Source organism: Lysobacter sp. F60174L2 (genome assembly GCF_052547135.1).
This window is the reverse complement of the sequence record NZ_JBQWRA010000007.1, coordinates 1-16,168: the sequence shown is the minus strand read 5'-3', so window position 1 is coordinate 16,168 and position 16,168 is coordinate 1. Positions and strand designations below refer to the sequence as shown.

Annotated in this window: 11 protein-coding genes, 1 tRNA gene and 1 pseudogene; all 13 read right to left on the bottom strand. The window is 65.5% G+C overall.

Annotated elements, in window-relative coordinates; translation table 11 throughout:
• Window positions 1–150: 150 nt before the first annotated feature.
• Entirely contained in the window at window positions 151–2,241 is a 2,091-nt protein-coding gene (gene fusA, locus ACT9AS_RS14450; protein WP_445100860.1) for an elongation factor G, read from the bottom strand.
• A gap of 172 nt (window positions 2,242–2,413) precedes the next feature.
• Complete coding sequence (gene rpsG, locus ACT9AS_RS14445) at window positions 2,414–2,881, bottom strand: 30S ribosomal protein S7 (RefSeq protein ID WP_332618339.1); 468 nt, start codon at window positions 2,879–2,881, stop codon at window positions 2,414–2,416.
• Window positions 2,882–2,893: 12 nt separating this feature from the next.
• Window positions 2,894–3,268, bottom strand: a complete 375-nt coding sequence (rpsL, locus tag ACT9AS_RS14440; protein ID WP_078759418.1) for a 30S ribosomal protein S12 — start codon at window positions 3,266–3,268, stop codon at window positions 2,894–2,896.
• Window positions 3,269–3,571: 303 nt separating this feature from the next.
• On the bottom strand, window positions 3,572–7,792 hold the full coding sequence (gene rpoC / locus ACT9AS_RS14435; protein ID WP_445100859.1) for a DNA-directed RNA polymerase subunit beta': 4,221 nt from the start codon (window positions 7,790–7,792) through the stop codon (window positions 3,572–3,574).
• Window positions 7,793–7,902: 110 nt separating this feature from the next.
• Window positions 7,903–12,090 (bottom strand): DNA-directed RNA polymerase subunit beta, encoded by a 4,188-nt coding sequence (gene rpoB / locus ACT9AS_RS14430; protein ID WP_445100858.1) that lies wholly within the window; start codon window positions 12,088–12,090, stop codon window positions 7,903–7,905.
• Between the two features lie 230 nt (window positions 12,091–12,320).
• Complete coding sequence (rplL, locus tag ACT9AS_RS14425; RefSeq protein ID WP_445100857.1) at window positions 12,321–12,692, bottom strand: 50S ribosomal protein L7/L12; 372 nt, start codon at window positions 12,690–12,692, stop codon at window positions 12,321–12,323.
• Between the two features lie 56 nt (window positions 12,693–12,748).
• Window positions 12,749–13,279 (bottom strand): 50S ribosomal protein L10, encoded by a 531-nt coding sequence (gene rplJ / locus ACT9AS_RS14420; RefSeq protein WP_445100856.1) that lies wholly within the window; start codon window positions 13,277–13,279, stop codon window positions 12,749–12,751.
• Between the two features lie 303 nt (window positions 13,280–13,582).
• Complete coding sequence (rplA, locus tag ACT9AS_RS14415) at window positions 13,583–14,281, bottom strand: 50S ribosomal protein L1 (RefSeq protein WP_445100855.1); 699 nt, start codon at window positions 14,279–14,281, stop codon at window positions 13,583–13,585.
• Between the two features lie 4 nt (window positions 14,282–14,285).
• Window positions 14,286–14,714, bottom strand: coding sequence for a 50S ribosomal protein L11 (rplK, locus tag ACT9AS_RS14410; protein ID WP_445100854.1), 429 nt, complete (start codon window positions 14,712–14,714; stop codon window positions 14,286–14,288).
• 216 nt (window positions 14,715–14,930) lie between these two features.
• Complete coding sequence (nusG, locus tag ACT9AS_RS14405; protein WP_445100853.1) at window positions 14,931–15,539, bottom strand: transcription termination/antitermination protein NusG; 609 nt, start codon at window positions 15,537–15,539, stop codon at window positions 14,931–14,933.
• Window positions 15,540–15,543: 4 nt separating this feature from the next.
• A complete protein-coding gene (gene secE / locus ACT9AS_RS14400; RefSeq protein ID WP_445100852.1) occupies window positions 15,544–15,921 on the bottom strand; it encodes a preprotein translocase subunit SecE in 378 nt (125 codons plus the stop codon).
• A 15-nt stretch (window positions 15,922–15,936) separates the two neighbouring features.
• Window positions 15,937–16,012: transfer RNA gene (locus ACT9AS_RS14395), tRNA-Trp, on the bottom strand.
• An 85-nt stretch (window positions 16,013–16,097) separates the two neighbouring features.
• Window positions 16,098–16,168 (bottom strand): annotated as a pseudogene (locus ACT9AS_RS14390) (hypothetical protein); the annotation flags it as partial.

The window sequence follows — 16,168 nt, the reverse complement described above, 5'->3', positions numbered from 1 at the left end:
TCTTGCCGTGGTCGACGTGACCGATCGTGCCGACGTTCACGTGCGGCTTGGTGCGCTCGAACTTACCCTTGGCCATGACTGTCTACCTCTGAACTTTGTCTGTTGATCTTGTTGGGAATGACCGGCGGCCCGGGGCCGCCGGCCGGTGCATCAGTTCTTCTTGACCACCGCCTCGGCGATGTTGGTCGGCGCCTCGGCGTAGTGGTCGAACTCCATCGTGAAGGTGGCGCGGCCCTGCGACATCGAACGCAGCGACGTCGCGTAGCCGAACATCTCGCCCAGCGGCAGCATCGCGTTGATGACCTTGCCCGACGGGGTGTCGTCCTGGCCCTGCAGGATGCCGCGACGACGGCTGACGTCGCCCATCACGTCGCCGAGGTACTCCTCCGGCGTCACGATCTCGACCTTCATGATCGGCTCCAGCAGGACCGGGTTGGCCTTGTTGAAACCTTCCTTGAAGCCCATCGAGCCGGCGATCTTGAACGCCATTTCGGAGGAGTCGACCTCGTGGTACGAACCGTCGACCAGCTTCACCTTGACGTCGACGATCGGGTAGCCGGCCATCAGGCCGTTGGCGACCGCTTCCTGGATGCCCTTGTCGACCGCCGGGATGTATTCCTTCGGCACGACGCCGCCGACGATCGCGTTCTCGAACACGTAGCCGCCGCCGGTCTCGTTGGGCTCGATCTCGAGCCAGACGTGGCCGAACTGGCCCTTGCCGCCGGACTGGCGCACGAACTTACCTTCGGCCTTGACCGCCTTGCGGATGGTCTCGCGGTAGGCGACCTGCGGCTTGCCGACGTTGGCCTCGACGTTGAACTCGCGCTTCATGCGGTCGACCAGGATGTCCAGGTGCAACTCGCCCATGCCCGAGATGATGGTCTGGCCGGACTCTTCGTCGGTACGCACGCGGAACGACGGATCCTCCTGCGCCAGGCGACCCAGCGCCAGGCCCATCTTCTCCTGGTCGGACTTGGTCTTGGGCTCCACCGCCATCGAGATGACCGGCTCCGGGAACACCATCCGCTCAAGCGTGATGATGTGGTCCTGGGCGCACAGGGTGTCACCGGTGGTGACGTCCTTCAGGCCGACCGCCGCGGCGATATCGCCGGCGCGGACTTCCTTGATCTCCTCGCGGTTGTTGGAGTGCATCTGCAGGATGCGACCCACCCGCTCCTTCTTGGACTTGACCGGGTTGAACACCGCGTCGCCGGAATTGAGCACGCCCGAGTAGACCCGGAAGAAGGTCAGCGAACCGACGTACGGATCGGTCATGATCTTGAACGCCAGCGCCGAGAACGGCTCGGAATCGAGCGCCTTGCGGCTGTCTTCCTTCTCGTTCTCGTCGATGCCGGAAACCGGCGGACGATCGGACGGCGACGGCAGCAGCTGGATCACGCCGTCGAGCATGGCCTGCACGCCCTTGTTCTTGAACGCGGTACCGCAGAACACCGGGATGATCGAGGTCGCCAGCGTACCGGCACGCAGGCCGGCGATGATCTCGGCCTCCGACAGGTCGCCGTCGTTGAGGTACTTGTCCATCAGCTCTTCACTGGTCTCGGCCGCGGCCTCGACCATGAACGCGCGCGCTTCGGTGGCCTTGTCGAGCAGGTCGGCGGGGATATCGCCGTACTCGAACACGGTGCCCTGGGACGCGGTATCCCAATGGATGCGCTTCATCTTGAGCAGGTCGATGACGCCGTCGAAGCCGTCCTCGGCGCCGACCGGCACCTGCATCGGCACAGGGTAGGCACCCAGGCGCGTCTTCAGCTGCTCGACGACCTTGTCGAAGTTGGCGCCGGTGCGGTCCATCTTGTTGACGAACGCAAGGCGCGGCACCTTGTACTTGTTGGCCTGGCGCCAGACGGTCTCGGACTGCGGCTGCACGCCACCGACCGCGCACAGCACGAACACCGCGCCGTCGAGCACGCGCAGCGAACGCTCCACCTCGATGGTGAAGTCGACGTGCCCGGGGGTGTCGATGATGTTGAAGCGGTGCTGCGGCAGCGACTTGTCCATGCCCGACCAGAACGCGGTGGTCGCCGCGGACGTGATCGTGATGCCGCGCTCCTGCTCCTGCTCCATCCAGTCCATGGTCGCGGCGCCGTCGTGGACTTCGCCGATCTTGTGGCTGACACCGGTGTAGAACAGGATGCGTTCGGACGTGGTGGTCTTGCCGGCATCGATGTGGGCCATGATGCCGAAGTTGCGGTAACGCTCGATGGGAGTGGTGCGAGCCACGGGACCCTCTCGTATTGTAGGTTCGTGTTTACGAGTTCGTTTTTACGAACTGCAGATGGCCGGACGCCGCCTCACGGCGGCTTCCGGTTCGCATGACGGCGATCGCGCCGCCGCGACAGCACCGGAGGTGCTGCGGAACGCCCCGGCCGCTAATGCAACCGGGACGCTTGGATCACCAGCGGTAGTGCGCGAACGCCTTGTTCGCTTCCGCCATGCGGTGGGTCTCTTCACGCTTCTTGACGGCACCGCCACGGCTTTCCGCGGCATCCATCAGTTCGGCGGCGAGCTTGCGCGGCATGGTGTTCTCGCCACGCTTGCGGGCGGACTCGATCAGCCAGCGCATCGCCAGCGCCATGCGGCGCGACGCGCGAACCTCGACCGGCACCTGGTAGGTGGAGCCACCGACGCGGCGTGACTTGACCTCGACCGTCGGCGAGATGTTGCCGAGCGCCTTCTCGACCAGCTCCAGGACGTTCGGGTTCTTCTCCCCGATCACATCCATGGCGCCATAGACGATCTTCTCGGCGACCGACTTCTTGCCGCTCAGCATGACCATATTGATGAAACGCGCGATCGTCTCGCTGCCATGCTTGGGATCAGGCAGGACCGAACGCTGCGGGGCGGAACCTTTACGCGACATGGATCAAATTCCTCAGGACTTCGGGCGCTTGGCGCCGTACTTGGAGCGACGCTGGCGACGCTTGGCGACGCCGGCGGCATCGAGCGCACCGCGCACGGTGTGGTAACGCACGCCGGGCAGGTCCTTGACGCGACCGCCGCGGATCAGCACCACCGAGTGCTCCTGCAGGTTGTGGCCTTCGCCGCCGATGTACGAGATGACCTCGTAACCGTTGGTCAGGCGCACCTTGGCCACCTTCCGCATCGCCGAGTTCGGCTTCTTCGGTGTGGTGGTGTAGACACGGGTGCAGACGCCACGGCGCTGCGGGCAGTTCTCGAGCGCCGGGGAGGTGCTCTTGAAGGTCGGCGCCTGCCGCGGCTTGCGGACCAGCTGATTGATCGTCGCCATCTGATGCTCTTTGATGAAGGCCGTGCTGCTTGCCTGCCGTTAGGCGTGGTCGCTGAGCGGGCCCTGCGTGAAAACGAACGGCAAGCCGGATACACCCGGCCCACCGAGACGGAAAAGTATAGCCTGCGCAAAACGTCGCCGTCAAACGCAAACAATTCGAAATCGGCGGGGCCGGGACTCAGCGCCCGCGACCCCGCGATATTCCGATGATCCCGCCCTTCCCTGGGCCCAACACGAGGCGCTCCGTGCGCCTCTTTTGGTGATCTGGGGCAGCCCCACCAGGAGGCCGCGTACAACCGAACCTTATGCGGCGCCGGACTCCTCGCCCGCGACATCCGCAACCTCGTCCGCACCGGCCGAGACCGGGGCCGCCAGGGCCTCCATCTCGGACTCGGTCAGGCCGGAGGCGTTCTTGCGGCGCTGCGTGTGGTACGCCAGGCCGGTACCGGCCGGGATCAGGCGACCCACGATGACGTTCTCCTTCAGGCCACGCAGGCCATCGCGGGTACCGCGCACGGCGGCCTCGGTCAGCACGCGGGTGGTCTCCTGGAACGACGCGGCCGAGATGAACGACTCGGTCGCCAGCGAGGCCTTGGTGATGCCCAGCAGCACCGGGTCGAACTGCGGCACGATCTCGTTGCGGGCAGCCACGCGTGCGTGCTCCTCGACGAAACGCTGGCGCTCGACCTGCTCGCCGTGCAGGAACTTGCTGTCGCCCTGGTCGGTGATCTCGACCTTGCGCAGCATCTGGCGGACGATCACCTCGATGTGCTTGTCGTTGATCTTCACGCCCTGCAGGCGGTAGACGTCCTGGATTTCCTTGGTCAGGTACACCGCCAGCGGCTCGACGCCGAGCAGGCGCAGGATGTCCTGCGGGGTCGGCTCGCCGTCCACCACGGTCTCGCCCTTCTCCACGTGCTCGCCTTCGAACACGATGATCTGGCGGTACTTCGGGATCAGCTCCTCGTGCTCGTCACCCGAGGCGTCCTTGATGATCAGGCGCTGCTTGCCCTTGGTGTCCTTGCCGAAGCTGACGATGCCCGAACGCTCGGCCAGCACCGCCGGATCCTTCGGCTTGCGCGCCTCGAACAGGTCGGCCACGCGCGGCAGACCACCGGTGATGTCGCGGGTCTTGGACGCTTCCTGCGGGATCTTGGCGACCACGTCGCCGACGCCCACGGCCGCGCCATCCTGCAGGTTGACGACCGAGCGCGGCGGCAGCAGGTACTGCGCCGGCAGGTCGGTGCCCGGGATGTTGAGGTCGTTGCCCTTCTTGTCGACGATCCGGACGATCGGACGCAGGTCCTTGGCGGCGGATCCACGACGCTTCGGATCGGTGATCTCGCGCGACGCCAGGCCGGTCAGCTCGTCGGTCTTCTCGATCACGGTCACGCCGTCGACGAAGTCGATGAAGCGCAGGAAACCGGCGACTTCCGACACGATCGGATGGTTGTGCGGATCCCAGTTGGCGACCTGCTGGCCGGCCTTGATCTCGCCGCCGTCCTTGACCGAAACCGTCGCACCGTACGGCAGCTTGTAGCGCTCGCGCTCGCGGCCGTGGTTGTCGAGCACCGACAACTCGCCCGAGCGCGACACCGCGACCAGGTGGCCGTTGGCGTGCTGCACGTGCTTGAGGTTGTTGAACTTGATCGAACCGGTGGTCTTGACCGTGACGTTGTCGATGGCCGCCGCACGCGACGCCGCACCACCGATGTGGAACGTACGCATGGTCAGCTGCGTGCCCGGCTCGCCGATGGACTGCGCGGCAACCACGCCGACCGCCTCGCCATGGTTGACCAGGTGGCCACGGCCGAGGTCACGGCCATAGCAGTGCGAGCAGACGCCGAACGCGGACTGGCAGGTGATGGTCGAACGCACCTTGACCGCCTGCACGCTGGCGTCCTCGAGCTTCTGCACCCAGGCCTCGTCGAGCAGGGTGTTGCGGGTGACGATCGGATCCTCGTCGTTGCCCGGCAGGAACACGTCCTCGGCGACGACACGACCCAGCACGCGGTCGCGCAACGGCTCGACCACGTCGCCGCCTTCGACGATCGGGGTCATCATCAGGCCGTCGAGCGTGCCGCAGTCGGTCTCGGTGATCACCACGTCCTGCGCCACGTCGACCAGGCGGCGGGTGAGGTAACCGGAGTTGGCGGTCTTCAGCGCGGTGTCCGCGAGGCCCTTGCGGGCGCCGTGGGTCGAGATGAAGTACTGCTGGACGTTCAGGCCCTCGCGGAAGTTCGAGGTGATCGGGGTCTCGATGATGGAGCCGTCCGGCTTGGCCATCAGGCCGCGCATGCCGGCCAGCTGGCGGATCTGCGCCTGCGAACCACGCGCGCCGGAGTCGGCCATGATGTAGACCGAGTTCATCGACTTCTGCGCGACCTTCTCGCCCTTGGCGTTGGTCACGGTGTCGGTGCCGATCGCGTCCATCATCGCCTTGGCCACGCGTTCGTTGGTGCGCGACCAGATGTCGACCACCTTGTTGTAGCGCTCGCCGGCGGTGACCAGGCCCGACTGGTACTGCTCCTGGATTTCCAGCACCTCGGACTCGGCCTCGTCGAGGATGCCCTTCTTCTCGTCCGGGATGGTCATGTCGTCGATGCCGATCGAGACGCCGGCGCGGGTCGCGTAGGCGAAGCCGGTGTACATCAGCTGGTCGGCGAACACGACCGTGTCCTTCAGGCCCAGCAGGCGGTAGCTGGAGTTGATCAGGCGGCTGATGTTCTTCTTGGTCAGCTCGACGTTGGCCAGCGCGAACGGCAGGCCCTCCGGCAGGATTTCGTGCAGCAGGGCGCGACCGACCGTGGTGTCCACGATCGAGGTCTTGTTGCTGCGCTCGCCGTCCTCGCCGATCACCGACTCGGTGATGCGGACCTTGACCTTGGCGTGCAGCTGCACGACGCGGTTGTCGTAGGCGCGCTTGACCTCGGCGACGTTGGCGAACGCCATGCCCTCGCCCGCCTTGTTCTCCAGCGCACGGGTCATGTAGTACAGGCCGAGCACGACGTCCTGCGACGGCACGATGATCGGCTCGCCGTTGGCCGGCGACAGGATGTTGTTGGACGCCATCATCAGCGCGCGCGCTTCAAGCTGGGCTTCCAGCGAGAGCGGCACGTGGACGGCCATCTGGTCACCGTCGAAGTCGGCGTTGAACGCGGTGCAGACCAGCGGGTGCAGCTGGATCGCCTTGCCCTCGATCAGCACCGGCTCGAACGCCTGGATACCCAGGCGATGCAGGGTCGGCGCACGGTTCAGCAGGACCGGATGCTCGCGGATGACTTCTTCCAGGATGTCCCAGACTTCCGCCTCTTCACGCTCGACCAGCTTCTTGGCGGCCTTGATGGTGGTGGCCAGGCCACGGCGCTGCAGCTTGGCGAAGATGAAGGGCTTGAACAGCTCCAACGCCATCTTCTTGGGCAGGCCGCACTGGTGCAGCTTGAGGTAGGGCCCAACGACAATCACCGAACGGCCGGAGTAGTCGACGCGCTTGCCGAGCAGGTTCTGGCGGAAGCGGCCCTGCTTGCCCTTGATCATGTCGGCCAGCGACTTGAGCGGGCGCTTATTGGTGCCGGTGATGGCACGGCCGCGGCGGCCGTTGTCCATCAGCGCATCGACCGACTCCTGCAGCATGCGCTTCTCGTTGCGCACGATGATTTCCGGCGCGTTGAGCTCGAGCAGGCGGCGCAGGCGGTTGTTGCGGTTGATGACGCGGCGGTACAGGTCGTTGAGGTCGGAGGTCGCGAAGCGGCCACCGTCCAGCGGCACCAGCGGACGCAGGTCCGGCGGCAGCACCGGCAGCACGGTCATGATCATCCACTCGGGCTTGTTGCCCGACTCGATGAAGGCCTCGACCAGCTTGACCCGCTTGGTCAGGCGCTTGAGCTTGGTTTCCGAACCGGTGGCGGCGATGTCTTCCTTCAGCTGCACCATCTCGGACTGCAGATCGATCGTGCGCAGCAGGTCGTAGACGGCCTCGGCGCCCATCGCGGCCTCGAAGTCGTCGCCGTGCTCCTGGCGCGCCTGCATGAACTGCTCTTCATTGAGCAGCTGGCCGCGCTCGAACGGGGTCAGGCCCGGCTCGGTGACGACGAACGCCTCGAAGTACAGGATCCGCTCGATGTCGCGCAGGGTCATGTCCAGCATCAGGCCGATGCGGCTGGGCAGCGACTTGAGGAACCAGATGTGCGCGACCGGCGATGCCAGGTCGATGTGGCCCATGCGCTCGCGGCGGACCTTGGCCAGGGTGACCTCGGTGCCACACTTCTCGCAGACCACGCCGCGGTGCTTCATGCGCTTGTACTTGCCACACAGGCACTCGTAGTCCTTGATCGGCCCGAAGATGGCCGCGCAGAACAGGCCGTCGCGCTCGGGCTTGAAGGTGCGGTAGTTGATGGTCTCGGGCTTCTTGACCTCGCCGAAGGACCACGAACGGATCAGGTCCGGCGACGCCAACGCGATCTTGATCGCATCGAAGTCAAGCGCGGGACGCTGCTGGTTGAACAGGTTGAGCAAGTCTTTCATCAGGAATTCTCCAGTATCGAAAACCTTCGTCCTTGAAGGCTTTCAGGCTGCGGCAGGCGGTGTGCGCCTGCCGCGCTCTTTCCTCGGGTGTCGGTATCAGTCGCCAGCGATCACTTGGTCTCTTCGAGTTCCATGTTGATCGCGAGCGAACGGATTTCCTTCACCAGCACGTTGAAGGACTCCGGCATGCCGGCCACCATTTCGTACTCGCCGTCGACGATGTTCTTGTACATCTGGTTGCGGCCCTGCACGTCGTCGGACTTCACCGTCAGCATTTCCTGCAGGGTGTAGGCCGCGCCGTAGGCTTCCAGCGCCCAGACTTCCATCTCGCCGAAGCGCTGGCCGCCGAACTGCGCCTTGCCGCCCAGCGGCTGCTGGGTGACGAGCGAGTACGGACCGGTCGAACGCGCGTGCATCTTGTCGTCGACCAGGTGGTTCAGCTTCAGCATGTGCATGTAGCCGACCGTGACCTCGCGCTCGAACGCCTCGCCGGTGCGACCGTCGTGCAGCACGGTCTGGCCGCTCTCGGGCAGGTCGGCCAGCTTCAGCATCGCCTTGATCTCCGACTCCTCGGCACCGTCGAACACCGGCGTGGCCATCGGCACGCCGTCGGTCAGGTTCTGCGCGAGGGCCAGCAGCTCCTTGTCGCTGAACTGCTTGAGGTCGACCCGCTCACCGACCACCTTGGTGTCGTGGTTGTAGATCTCGTCGAGGAACTTGCGCAGCTCGGCGACCTTGGCCTGCGCTTCCATCATGCGCTGGATCTTCTGGCCCAGGCCCTTGGCGGCCCAGCCCAGGTGGACTTCCAGCACCTGGCCGATGTTCATTCGGCTCGGAACGCCCAGCGGGTTCAGGACGATGTCGACGGTCTGGCCATCGGCCATGTACGGCATGTCCTGCACCGGCACGATGGTCGACACGACACCCTTGTTGCCGTGGCGGCCGGCCATCTTGTCGCCCGGCTGGATGCGGCGCTTGACGGCCAGGAACACCTTGACCATCTTCAGCACGCCCGGGGCGAGGTCGTCGCCCTGGGTGATCTTGCCGCGCTTGTCGGCGAAGCGGCGCTCGAACTCCTTCTCGTGGGTGTCGAGCTGCTTCTGCGCGCGCTCGATCGCCTCGACCGCGTCGTCGTCCTTCATGCGCAGGCCGAACCAGTCCTTCCGGCTCAGGCCGTCGAGCACCAGCGAGGTCACCGTCTCGCCCTTCTTCAGGCCGGCGCCGCCATTGGCGACCTTGCCGATCAGCTGGCTGCGAAGACGGTTGTAGATCGCCGCCTCGAGGATGCGGAACTGGTCGTCGAAGTCCTTCTTGACCCGGCGGATCTCGTTCTCCTCGATCTGGCGGGCGCGCTTGTCCTTCTCGATGCCGTCGCGGGTGAAGACCTGCACGTCGATGACCGTGCCGTCCATGCCCGGCGGCACGCGCAGCGAGCTGTCCTTAACGTCGGACGCCTTCTCGCCGAAGATCGCGCGCAGCAGCTTCTCTTCCGGGGTCAGCTGGCTCTCGCCCTTGGGCGTGACCTTGCCGACCAGGATGTCGCCGGCACGCACTTCCGCGCCGATGTACACCACGCCGGACTCGTCGAGGCGGTTGAGCGCCTGCTCGGACACGTTCGGGATGTCGGCGGAAATCTCCTCCGGCCCGAGCTTGGTGTCGCGCGCGACCGCGGTCAGCTCCTCGATGTGGATCGTGGTGTAGCGGTCTTCCTGGACGACGCGCTCCGACAGCAGGATCGAGTCCTCGAAGTTGTAGCCGTTCCACGGCATGAACGCGACCAGCATGTTCTGCCCGAGCGCCAGCTCACCGATGTCGGTGGACGGGCCATCGGCCAGCACGTCGCCGCGCGCGATCACGTCGCCCACGTTGACCAGCGGGGTCTGGTTGATGCAGGTGTTCTGGTTGGAGCGGGTGTACTTGATCAGGTTGTAGATGTCGACGCCGGCATCCGCCGCGCCGACGATCTCGTCCTCGTTGGCCTTGACCACGATGCGGCCGGCGTCGATCTGCTCGATCACGCCGCCACGCAGGGCGTTCACGGTCACGCCCGAGTCGCGCGCCACGGCGCGCTCGATGCCGGTGCCGACCAGCGGCTTCTGCGAGCGCAGCGTCGGCACGGCCTGGCGCTGCATGTTGGCGCCCATCAATGCGCGGTTCGCATCATCGTGCTCGAGGAACGGCACCAGCGCCGCCGCGACCGACACGGTCTGCATCGGCGAGACGTCCATGAAGTGGATCTCGCTCGGCGGCTTCAGCAGGTTCTCGCCCTGGTAGCGGCAGGCGACGAACTGGGCCGACAGCTTGCCCTTCTCGTCCTGCGCCGCATTGGCCTGGGCGATGACGTACTCGTTCTCCTCGATCGCCGACAGGTACTCGATCTCGTCGGTGACCTTGCCGTCCACGACCTTGCGGTACGGCGTCTCGAGGAAGCCATAACGGTTGGTTCGGGCGAACACCGCCAGCGAGTTGATCAGGCCGATGTTGGGGCCTTCCGGGGTTTCGATCGTGCAGACGCGGCCGTAGTGGGTCGGGTGCACGTCGCGCACCTCGAAGCCGGCGCGCTCGCGGGTCAGGCCGCCCGGGCCCAGGGCCGACACGCGGCGCTTGTGGGTGACCTCCGACAGCGGGTTGTTCTGGTCCATGAACTGCGACAGCTGCGAGGAGCCGAAGAACTCCTTGATCGCGGCGGCGACGGGCTTGGCGTTGATCAGCTCCTGCGGGGTCAGGCCTTCGGACTCGGCCATCGACAGCCGCTCCTTGACCGCGCGCTCGACGCGAACCAGGCCGACGCGGAAGGTGTTCTCGGCCATTTCGCCGACCGAACGCACGCGACGGTTGCCGAGGTGGTCGATGTCGTCGACCACGCCGCGACCGTTGCGGATCTCGGTCAGCACCTTGAGCACGTCGAGGATGTCGGAGCTGTCGCCGTACTCGGCCACCAGCTTCTTCGACTCCTCGTCCTTGCGCTCGGCGTAGTACCGGGCGTCGTACAGCACCGAGGCGCCGGTGGTTTCCTTGCGGCCGATGCGGCGGTTGAACTTCATCCGGCCCACGGCCGACAGGTCGTAGCGGTCGAAGGTGAAGAACAGGTTGTGGAAGAGGTTCTGCGCGGCATCCTTGGTCGGCGGCTCGCCCGGACGCATCATCCGGTAGATCTCGACCAGCGCCTCGAGCTGGGTCTTGCTCGGGTCGATGCGCAGGGTGTTGGAGATGAACGGACCGCGGTCCAGGTCATTGGTCCAGATCGTGCCGACGGTCTCGATGCCACCCTTGCGGAACAGCTCCAGCTGCTCCTCGGTGATCTCGTCGTTGGCCGCGGCGATCAGCTCGCCGGTGGCGGTGTCGACCACGTCGTGGGACAGGATGCGACCGACCAGGTAGGCGTCGGGCACGGCCAGCGCCTCGATGCCGGCGGCCTCGAGCTGCTTGACGTGGCGCGCGGTGATGCGGCGGCCCGCCTCGACGATAACCTTGTCGCCATCGGCCAGGTCGAAATCAAGGGTCTCGCCGCGCAGGCGCTCGGGCACCAGCTCCAGCTGCACGCCTTCGGCCGGGTCGATGTGGAAGGTGTTGACCTCGAAGAACTCGGCCAGCATCTCTTCGTTGGTGTAGCCCAGCGCACGCAGCAGGATGGTCACCGGCAGCTTGCGGCGGCGGTCGATGCGGGTGAACAGGCCGTCCTTCGGGTCGAACTCGAAGTCCAGCCAGGAGCCGCGGTACGGGATGATGCGGGCGCTGTACAGCAGCTTGCCGGAGCTGTGGGTCTTGCCGCGGTCGTGGTCGAAGAACACGCCCGGGCTGCGGTGCAGCTGCGAGACGATGACGCGCTCGGTGCCGTTGACGATGAAGGTGCCGTTGCCGGTCATGAGCGGGATCTCGCCCATGTAGACCTCCTGCTCCTTCACGTACTTGATGGCCTTGGTCGACGACTCGCGGTCGTAGATCACCAGGCGCACGGTCACGCGCAGCGGCGCGCCGTAGCTCATGCCACGCTGGCGGCACTCGCGCTCGTCGAACGCCGGCTCGCCGAGCTTGTAGCCCACGTACTCCAGCGCGGCGTTGCCGCTGTAGCTGGAGATCGGGAACACCGACTTCAGCGCGGCGTGCAGGCCGCGGTCCTCGCGCCGGGAAGACTCGACGTCCTCCTGCAGGAAGGCGCGGTACGAATCGACCTGGATCGCCAGCAGGAAGGGCACTTCGAGGATCGACTTGCGCTTGCCGAAGTTCTTGCGGATGCGCTTCTTTTCGGTGAACGAGTAGTCGGCCGTGGAAGCCGTCGTCTTGGAAGCTGTGGTCATGGGGCTACCGCCTCGATTTTCATTGGACCGCGCGTCCGCGGGCCCGGGGGAAACGTGAAGTTGCTACTTGGAAGTCGCTGGTATTGCCGGCACCAGCACGCCCTCTCCTGCTACTTCCAACTACCAACTCGGGTGTCATTTTTAGAGTGCTGCAACAACGGCCAAAGGCCGGGGGCTTACGCCCCCAGCCTCAGGTGGTCGCCGATGACGCCTGGCGACGCAAGTACGGCTTACTTCAGCTCGACGGTCGCGCCGGCGGCCTCGAGGTCCTTCTTGAACTTCTCGGCGTCTTCCTTCGAAGCGCCTTCCTTCACCACGCCACCGGCTTCGGCGAGGTCCTTGGCTTCCTTCAGGCCCAGGCCGGTGATGGCGCGGACGGCCTTGATGACCTCGACCTTCTTGGCGCCGGTGTCCTTCAGGATGACGTTGAACTCGGTCTGCTCCTCGGCAGCGGCACCGGCGGCGGCCGGACCGGCGGCCATCATGACCGGGGCAGCGGCGGTGACGCCGAACTTCTCTTCGATGGCCTTCACCAGCTCCATCACTTCCATCAGCGACTTGGCGGCGACGGCGTCGACGATCTGATCGTTGGACAGGGACATTGTAATTACCTCTGGAAAATTGATCTTACGAATCGTGGTTGAGTCGCGTGTGCGAATCAGGCTTCGGCGGCAGCTTCTTCGGCGGGAGCGGCTTCGCCACCACCCTGCTGGTCGGCCACGGCCTTGACGACGCGGGCGAACATCGAGGCCGGCTCGGCCAGGACGCGTGCCAGCATGGACAGCGCCTGCTCGCGGGTCGGCAGCGACGCCAGTACATCGACGTGCTCGGCCGGCAGCAGCTTGCCTTCCACCGACACGAGGCGCGGCTTGAGCTTGTCGTTGCCCTTGGCGGCATCCTTGATCAGACGCCCGGCAGCGCCGGGTTCTTCCAGCGAGAACGCATACAGCAGCGGACCGGTCAGGACGTCCTTGACGACCTCGAACTCGGTACCGGCCACGGCGCGCGACGCCAGCGTGTTCTTGACAACCTTCAAGTACACACCGGTTTCACGAGCCGTCTTGCGCATCGCGGTCATCTGACTGACCGTGGTGCCCGCGTACTCGGCTGCGACCAAGGAGTGGGCCTTGGCGGCGATGTCTGCCAGCTCGGCGACTACTTCTTGCTTCTGGGACAGATTGAGAGCCATTGCACTCCTCCAATTGAATTCCGCTCACGGCTCCTGCCGCTTGCGGTCCTAGGCGACGCCTGTCCCTGGCATCGGAGACGCCTTGCGGCGTCCCGGTGGTGGCCACTCCAGAAAAATTTCCAGAAGGCACCATCTACGCAGGTCGACCCGAAAGTCCGGATTAAGCAGTCCCGTTTCCACCGACGGCGATTCCCTGCCATGTCGAGCTTCCATGCCCGTCGCCGGTAGGCGTTGACCGCACCTGCGGTCTTTGACGGCTACCGCTCGGGCCGAAGCCTTCGCGATGCCCTCAAAATCTCTTGCTTACTTCAAAACCAGGGTCGACTGGTCGACAGTCACGCCGGGGCCCATGGTCGAGCTGATCGCGACCTTCTGCAGGTACTGGCCCTTGGCGGTCGCCGGCTTGGCCTTGATCAGGTCGAGCAGCAGCGCCTCGAGGTTGCCCTTGAGCGAACCGTCGTCGAAGTCGGCCTTGCCGATGGTGCAGTGGATGATGCCGGCCTTGTCGGTGCGGTAGCGGACCTGGCCACCCTTGGCGGCCTTGACCGCTTCGGCCGGGTTCGGCGACACGGTACCGACCTTCGGGTTCGGCATCAGGCCGCGCGGGCCGAGCACCTGGCCGAGCTTGCCGACCACGCGCATCGCATCCGGGGTCGCGATGACGACGTCGTAGTTGAGGTCGCCGGCCTGCATCTTCTCGGCCAGGTCGTCCATGCCGACCGCCTCGGCGCCGGCGGCCAGGGCCTCGTCGGCCTTGGCGCCGGCCGGGGCGAACACCGCCACGCGCACCGACTTGCCGGTACCGGCCGGCAGCACGGTCGAGCCGCGCACCTGCTGGTCGGACTTCTTGGCGTCCACGCCCAGGCGCACGGCGACGTCGACGGACTCGACGAACTTGGCCTTGGTGGCGGTCTTGATGATCTTGATCGCTTCGTCGAAGGCGTACGCCTTGCCCGGAACGACGGCGGCCTTGATGGCCTTCTCACGCTTGGTCATAGCCATCTTCTCAGCCCTCCACCGTCAAACCCATGGCACGGGCCGAACCCGCGATCGTGCGCACCGCCGCTTCCAGGTCGGCCGCGGTCAGGTCCGCTTCCTTCTGCTTGGCGATCTCTTCGAGCTGGGCGCGGGTGACCTTGCCCACCTTCTCGGTGTTCGGGCGCTTGGAACCGCTGGTCACGCCGGCGGCCTTCTTGAGCAGCACGGTGGCCGGGGTGCTCTTGGTGATGAAGGTGAAGGTACGGTCGGAGTACGCGGTGATGATCACCGGCGTCGGCAGGCCCGGCTCGAGCTTCGAGGTGGCCGCGTTGAACGCCTTGCAGAACTCCATGATGTTCAGGCCACGCTGGCCGAGGGCGGGACCCACCGGCGGCGACGGATTGGCCTGACCGGCCTTGACCTGCAGCTTGATATAGCCGACTACTTTCTTTGCCATTTGGTTTGCTCTCCGGGTGCAAGCGCCTGTTCAAGGCTCCCCATCGCGCCGGGAAAATCACGTGTCCCGGCTTCACGTCGAATCGATCAAATCACTGTTACGCCGACAGCCGCCTTGCGGCAGCTGCGGGATTTTGCGGACGGCTCGGCCATGCGCAGCCGGGCAGTATACAGGTTTTCAGGGCGCCGTTCTCGCAGCGCCAAGGCCGTTCAGATATCAGGCCTTTTCGACCTGGCCGAAGGCGAGTTCGACCGGCGTCGAGCGACCGAAGATCAGCACCGCCACGCGCAGGCGGCTCTTCTCGTAGTTGATTTCCTCGACCACGCCGTTGAAGTCGTTGAACGGGCCGTCGATGACGCGGACCATCTCGCCCGGCTCGAACAGCACCTTGGGCTTCGGCTTGGCGACGCCTTCCTGGACCCGGTTCAGGATCGCGTCGGCCTCGTGGTCGGCGATCGGCAGCGGGCGGTCGGCGGTGCCGCCGATGAAACCCATCACCTTCGGGGTTTCCTTGATCAGATGCCAGCACTCGCTGTCGATCCGCGGGATGCCGGACTCGTCGTGGGTCGCGATCTGGACCAGCACGTAGCCGGGGAAGAACTTGCGCTCGGAACGGCGCTTCTGGCCGGAGCGCATTTCCACCACTTCCTCAGTCGGGACCAGCACCTCGCCGAAGCGGTCCTGCATTTCCGCCCGCACGATGCGATCCCGCAGCGCCTGGGCCACCGACTTCTCGAAGCCGGAATAGGCATGGACCACGTACCAGCGGCGGTTGTCGGCCGCATTGGCCACGGGGCTGTTGTCGGCGTTTTCCACCTGTGTCATCTCCTTAACGTCCCAGCAGCCACTTGACGCCGGCCTGGATGACCACGTCGAAACCGGCCAGGAGCAGGCTGAGGATCACCACCGCCAATGCGACCACCCACGTGGTGCGCATGGCCTCCTGGCGCGTCGGCCAGACCACCTTGCGCAACTCGAAACGCGATTCCGACAGGAACTCGAGGGCCTGCCCGCCCTTCTGGCTGGACAGGAACACCGCGGTACCCGCCACCAGGCCGGCCACCACGGCCAGCGCGCGCAACGCGCCCGGCCACTGCTCGAACCAGATGTAGGCGAACACGCCGCCGGCGACCAGCAACACCGCCAGTGCGTACTTGGCGATGTCACCCGCGTTGGTGGACCTGGGTTGTTCGACCTTGCTGTTCAATCGATCTTCCGCATTTGGCACGCCAGGAGGGACTCGAACCCCCAACCTGCGGTTTTGGAGACCGCTGCTCTGCCAATTGAGCTACTGGCGTATTGACTGGTTCCGAAAAAGGCGACGGCGGCCTACGCCGCCACCACCGTTTCATCAGCTATTCCGGCAAGGCCGGAACAACACGCTTACTTGATGATCTTGGAGACGACGCCGGCGCCGACGGTGCGACCGCCTTCGCGGATCGCGAAGCGCAGGC

Coding starts and splice junctions, on each gene's coding strand:
- rpsG (WP_332618339.1), bottom strand. CDS start 2,881: ATGTCGCGTAAAGGTTCCGCCCCGCAGCGTTCGGTCCTGCCTGATCCC.
- rpsL (WP_078759418.1), bottom strand. CDS start 3,268: ATGGCGACGATCAATCAGCTGGTCCGCAAGCCGCGGCAGGCGCCGACC.
- rpoC (WP_445100859.1), bottom strand. CDS start 7,792: ATGAAAGACTTGCTCAACCTGTTCAACCAGCAGCGTCCCGCGCTTGAC.
- rpoB (WP_445100858.1), bottom strand. CDS start 12,090: ATGACCACAGCTTCCAAGACGACGGCTTCCACGGCCGACTACTCGTTC.
- rplL (WP_445100857.1), bottom strand. CDS start 12,692: ATGTCCCTGTCCAACGATCAGATCGTCGACGCCGTCGCCGCCAAGTCG.
- rplJ (WP_445100856.1), bottom strand. CDS start 13,279: ATGGCTCTCAATCTGTCCCAGAAGCAAGAAGTAGTCGCCGAGCTGGCA.
- rplA (WP_445100855.1), bottom strand. CDS start 14,281: ATGGCTATGACCAAGCGTGAGAAGGCCATCAAGGCCGCCGTCGTTCCG.
- rplK (WP_445100854.1), bottom strand. CDS start 14,714: ATGGCAAAGAAAGTAGTCGGCTATATCAAGCTGCAGGTCAAGGCCGGT.
- nusG (WP_445100853.1), bottom strand. CDS start 15,539: ATGACACAGGTGGAAAACGCCGACAACAGCCCCGTGGCCAATGCGGCC.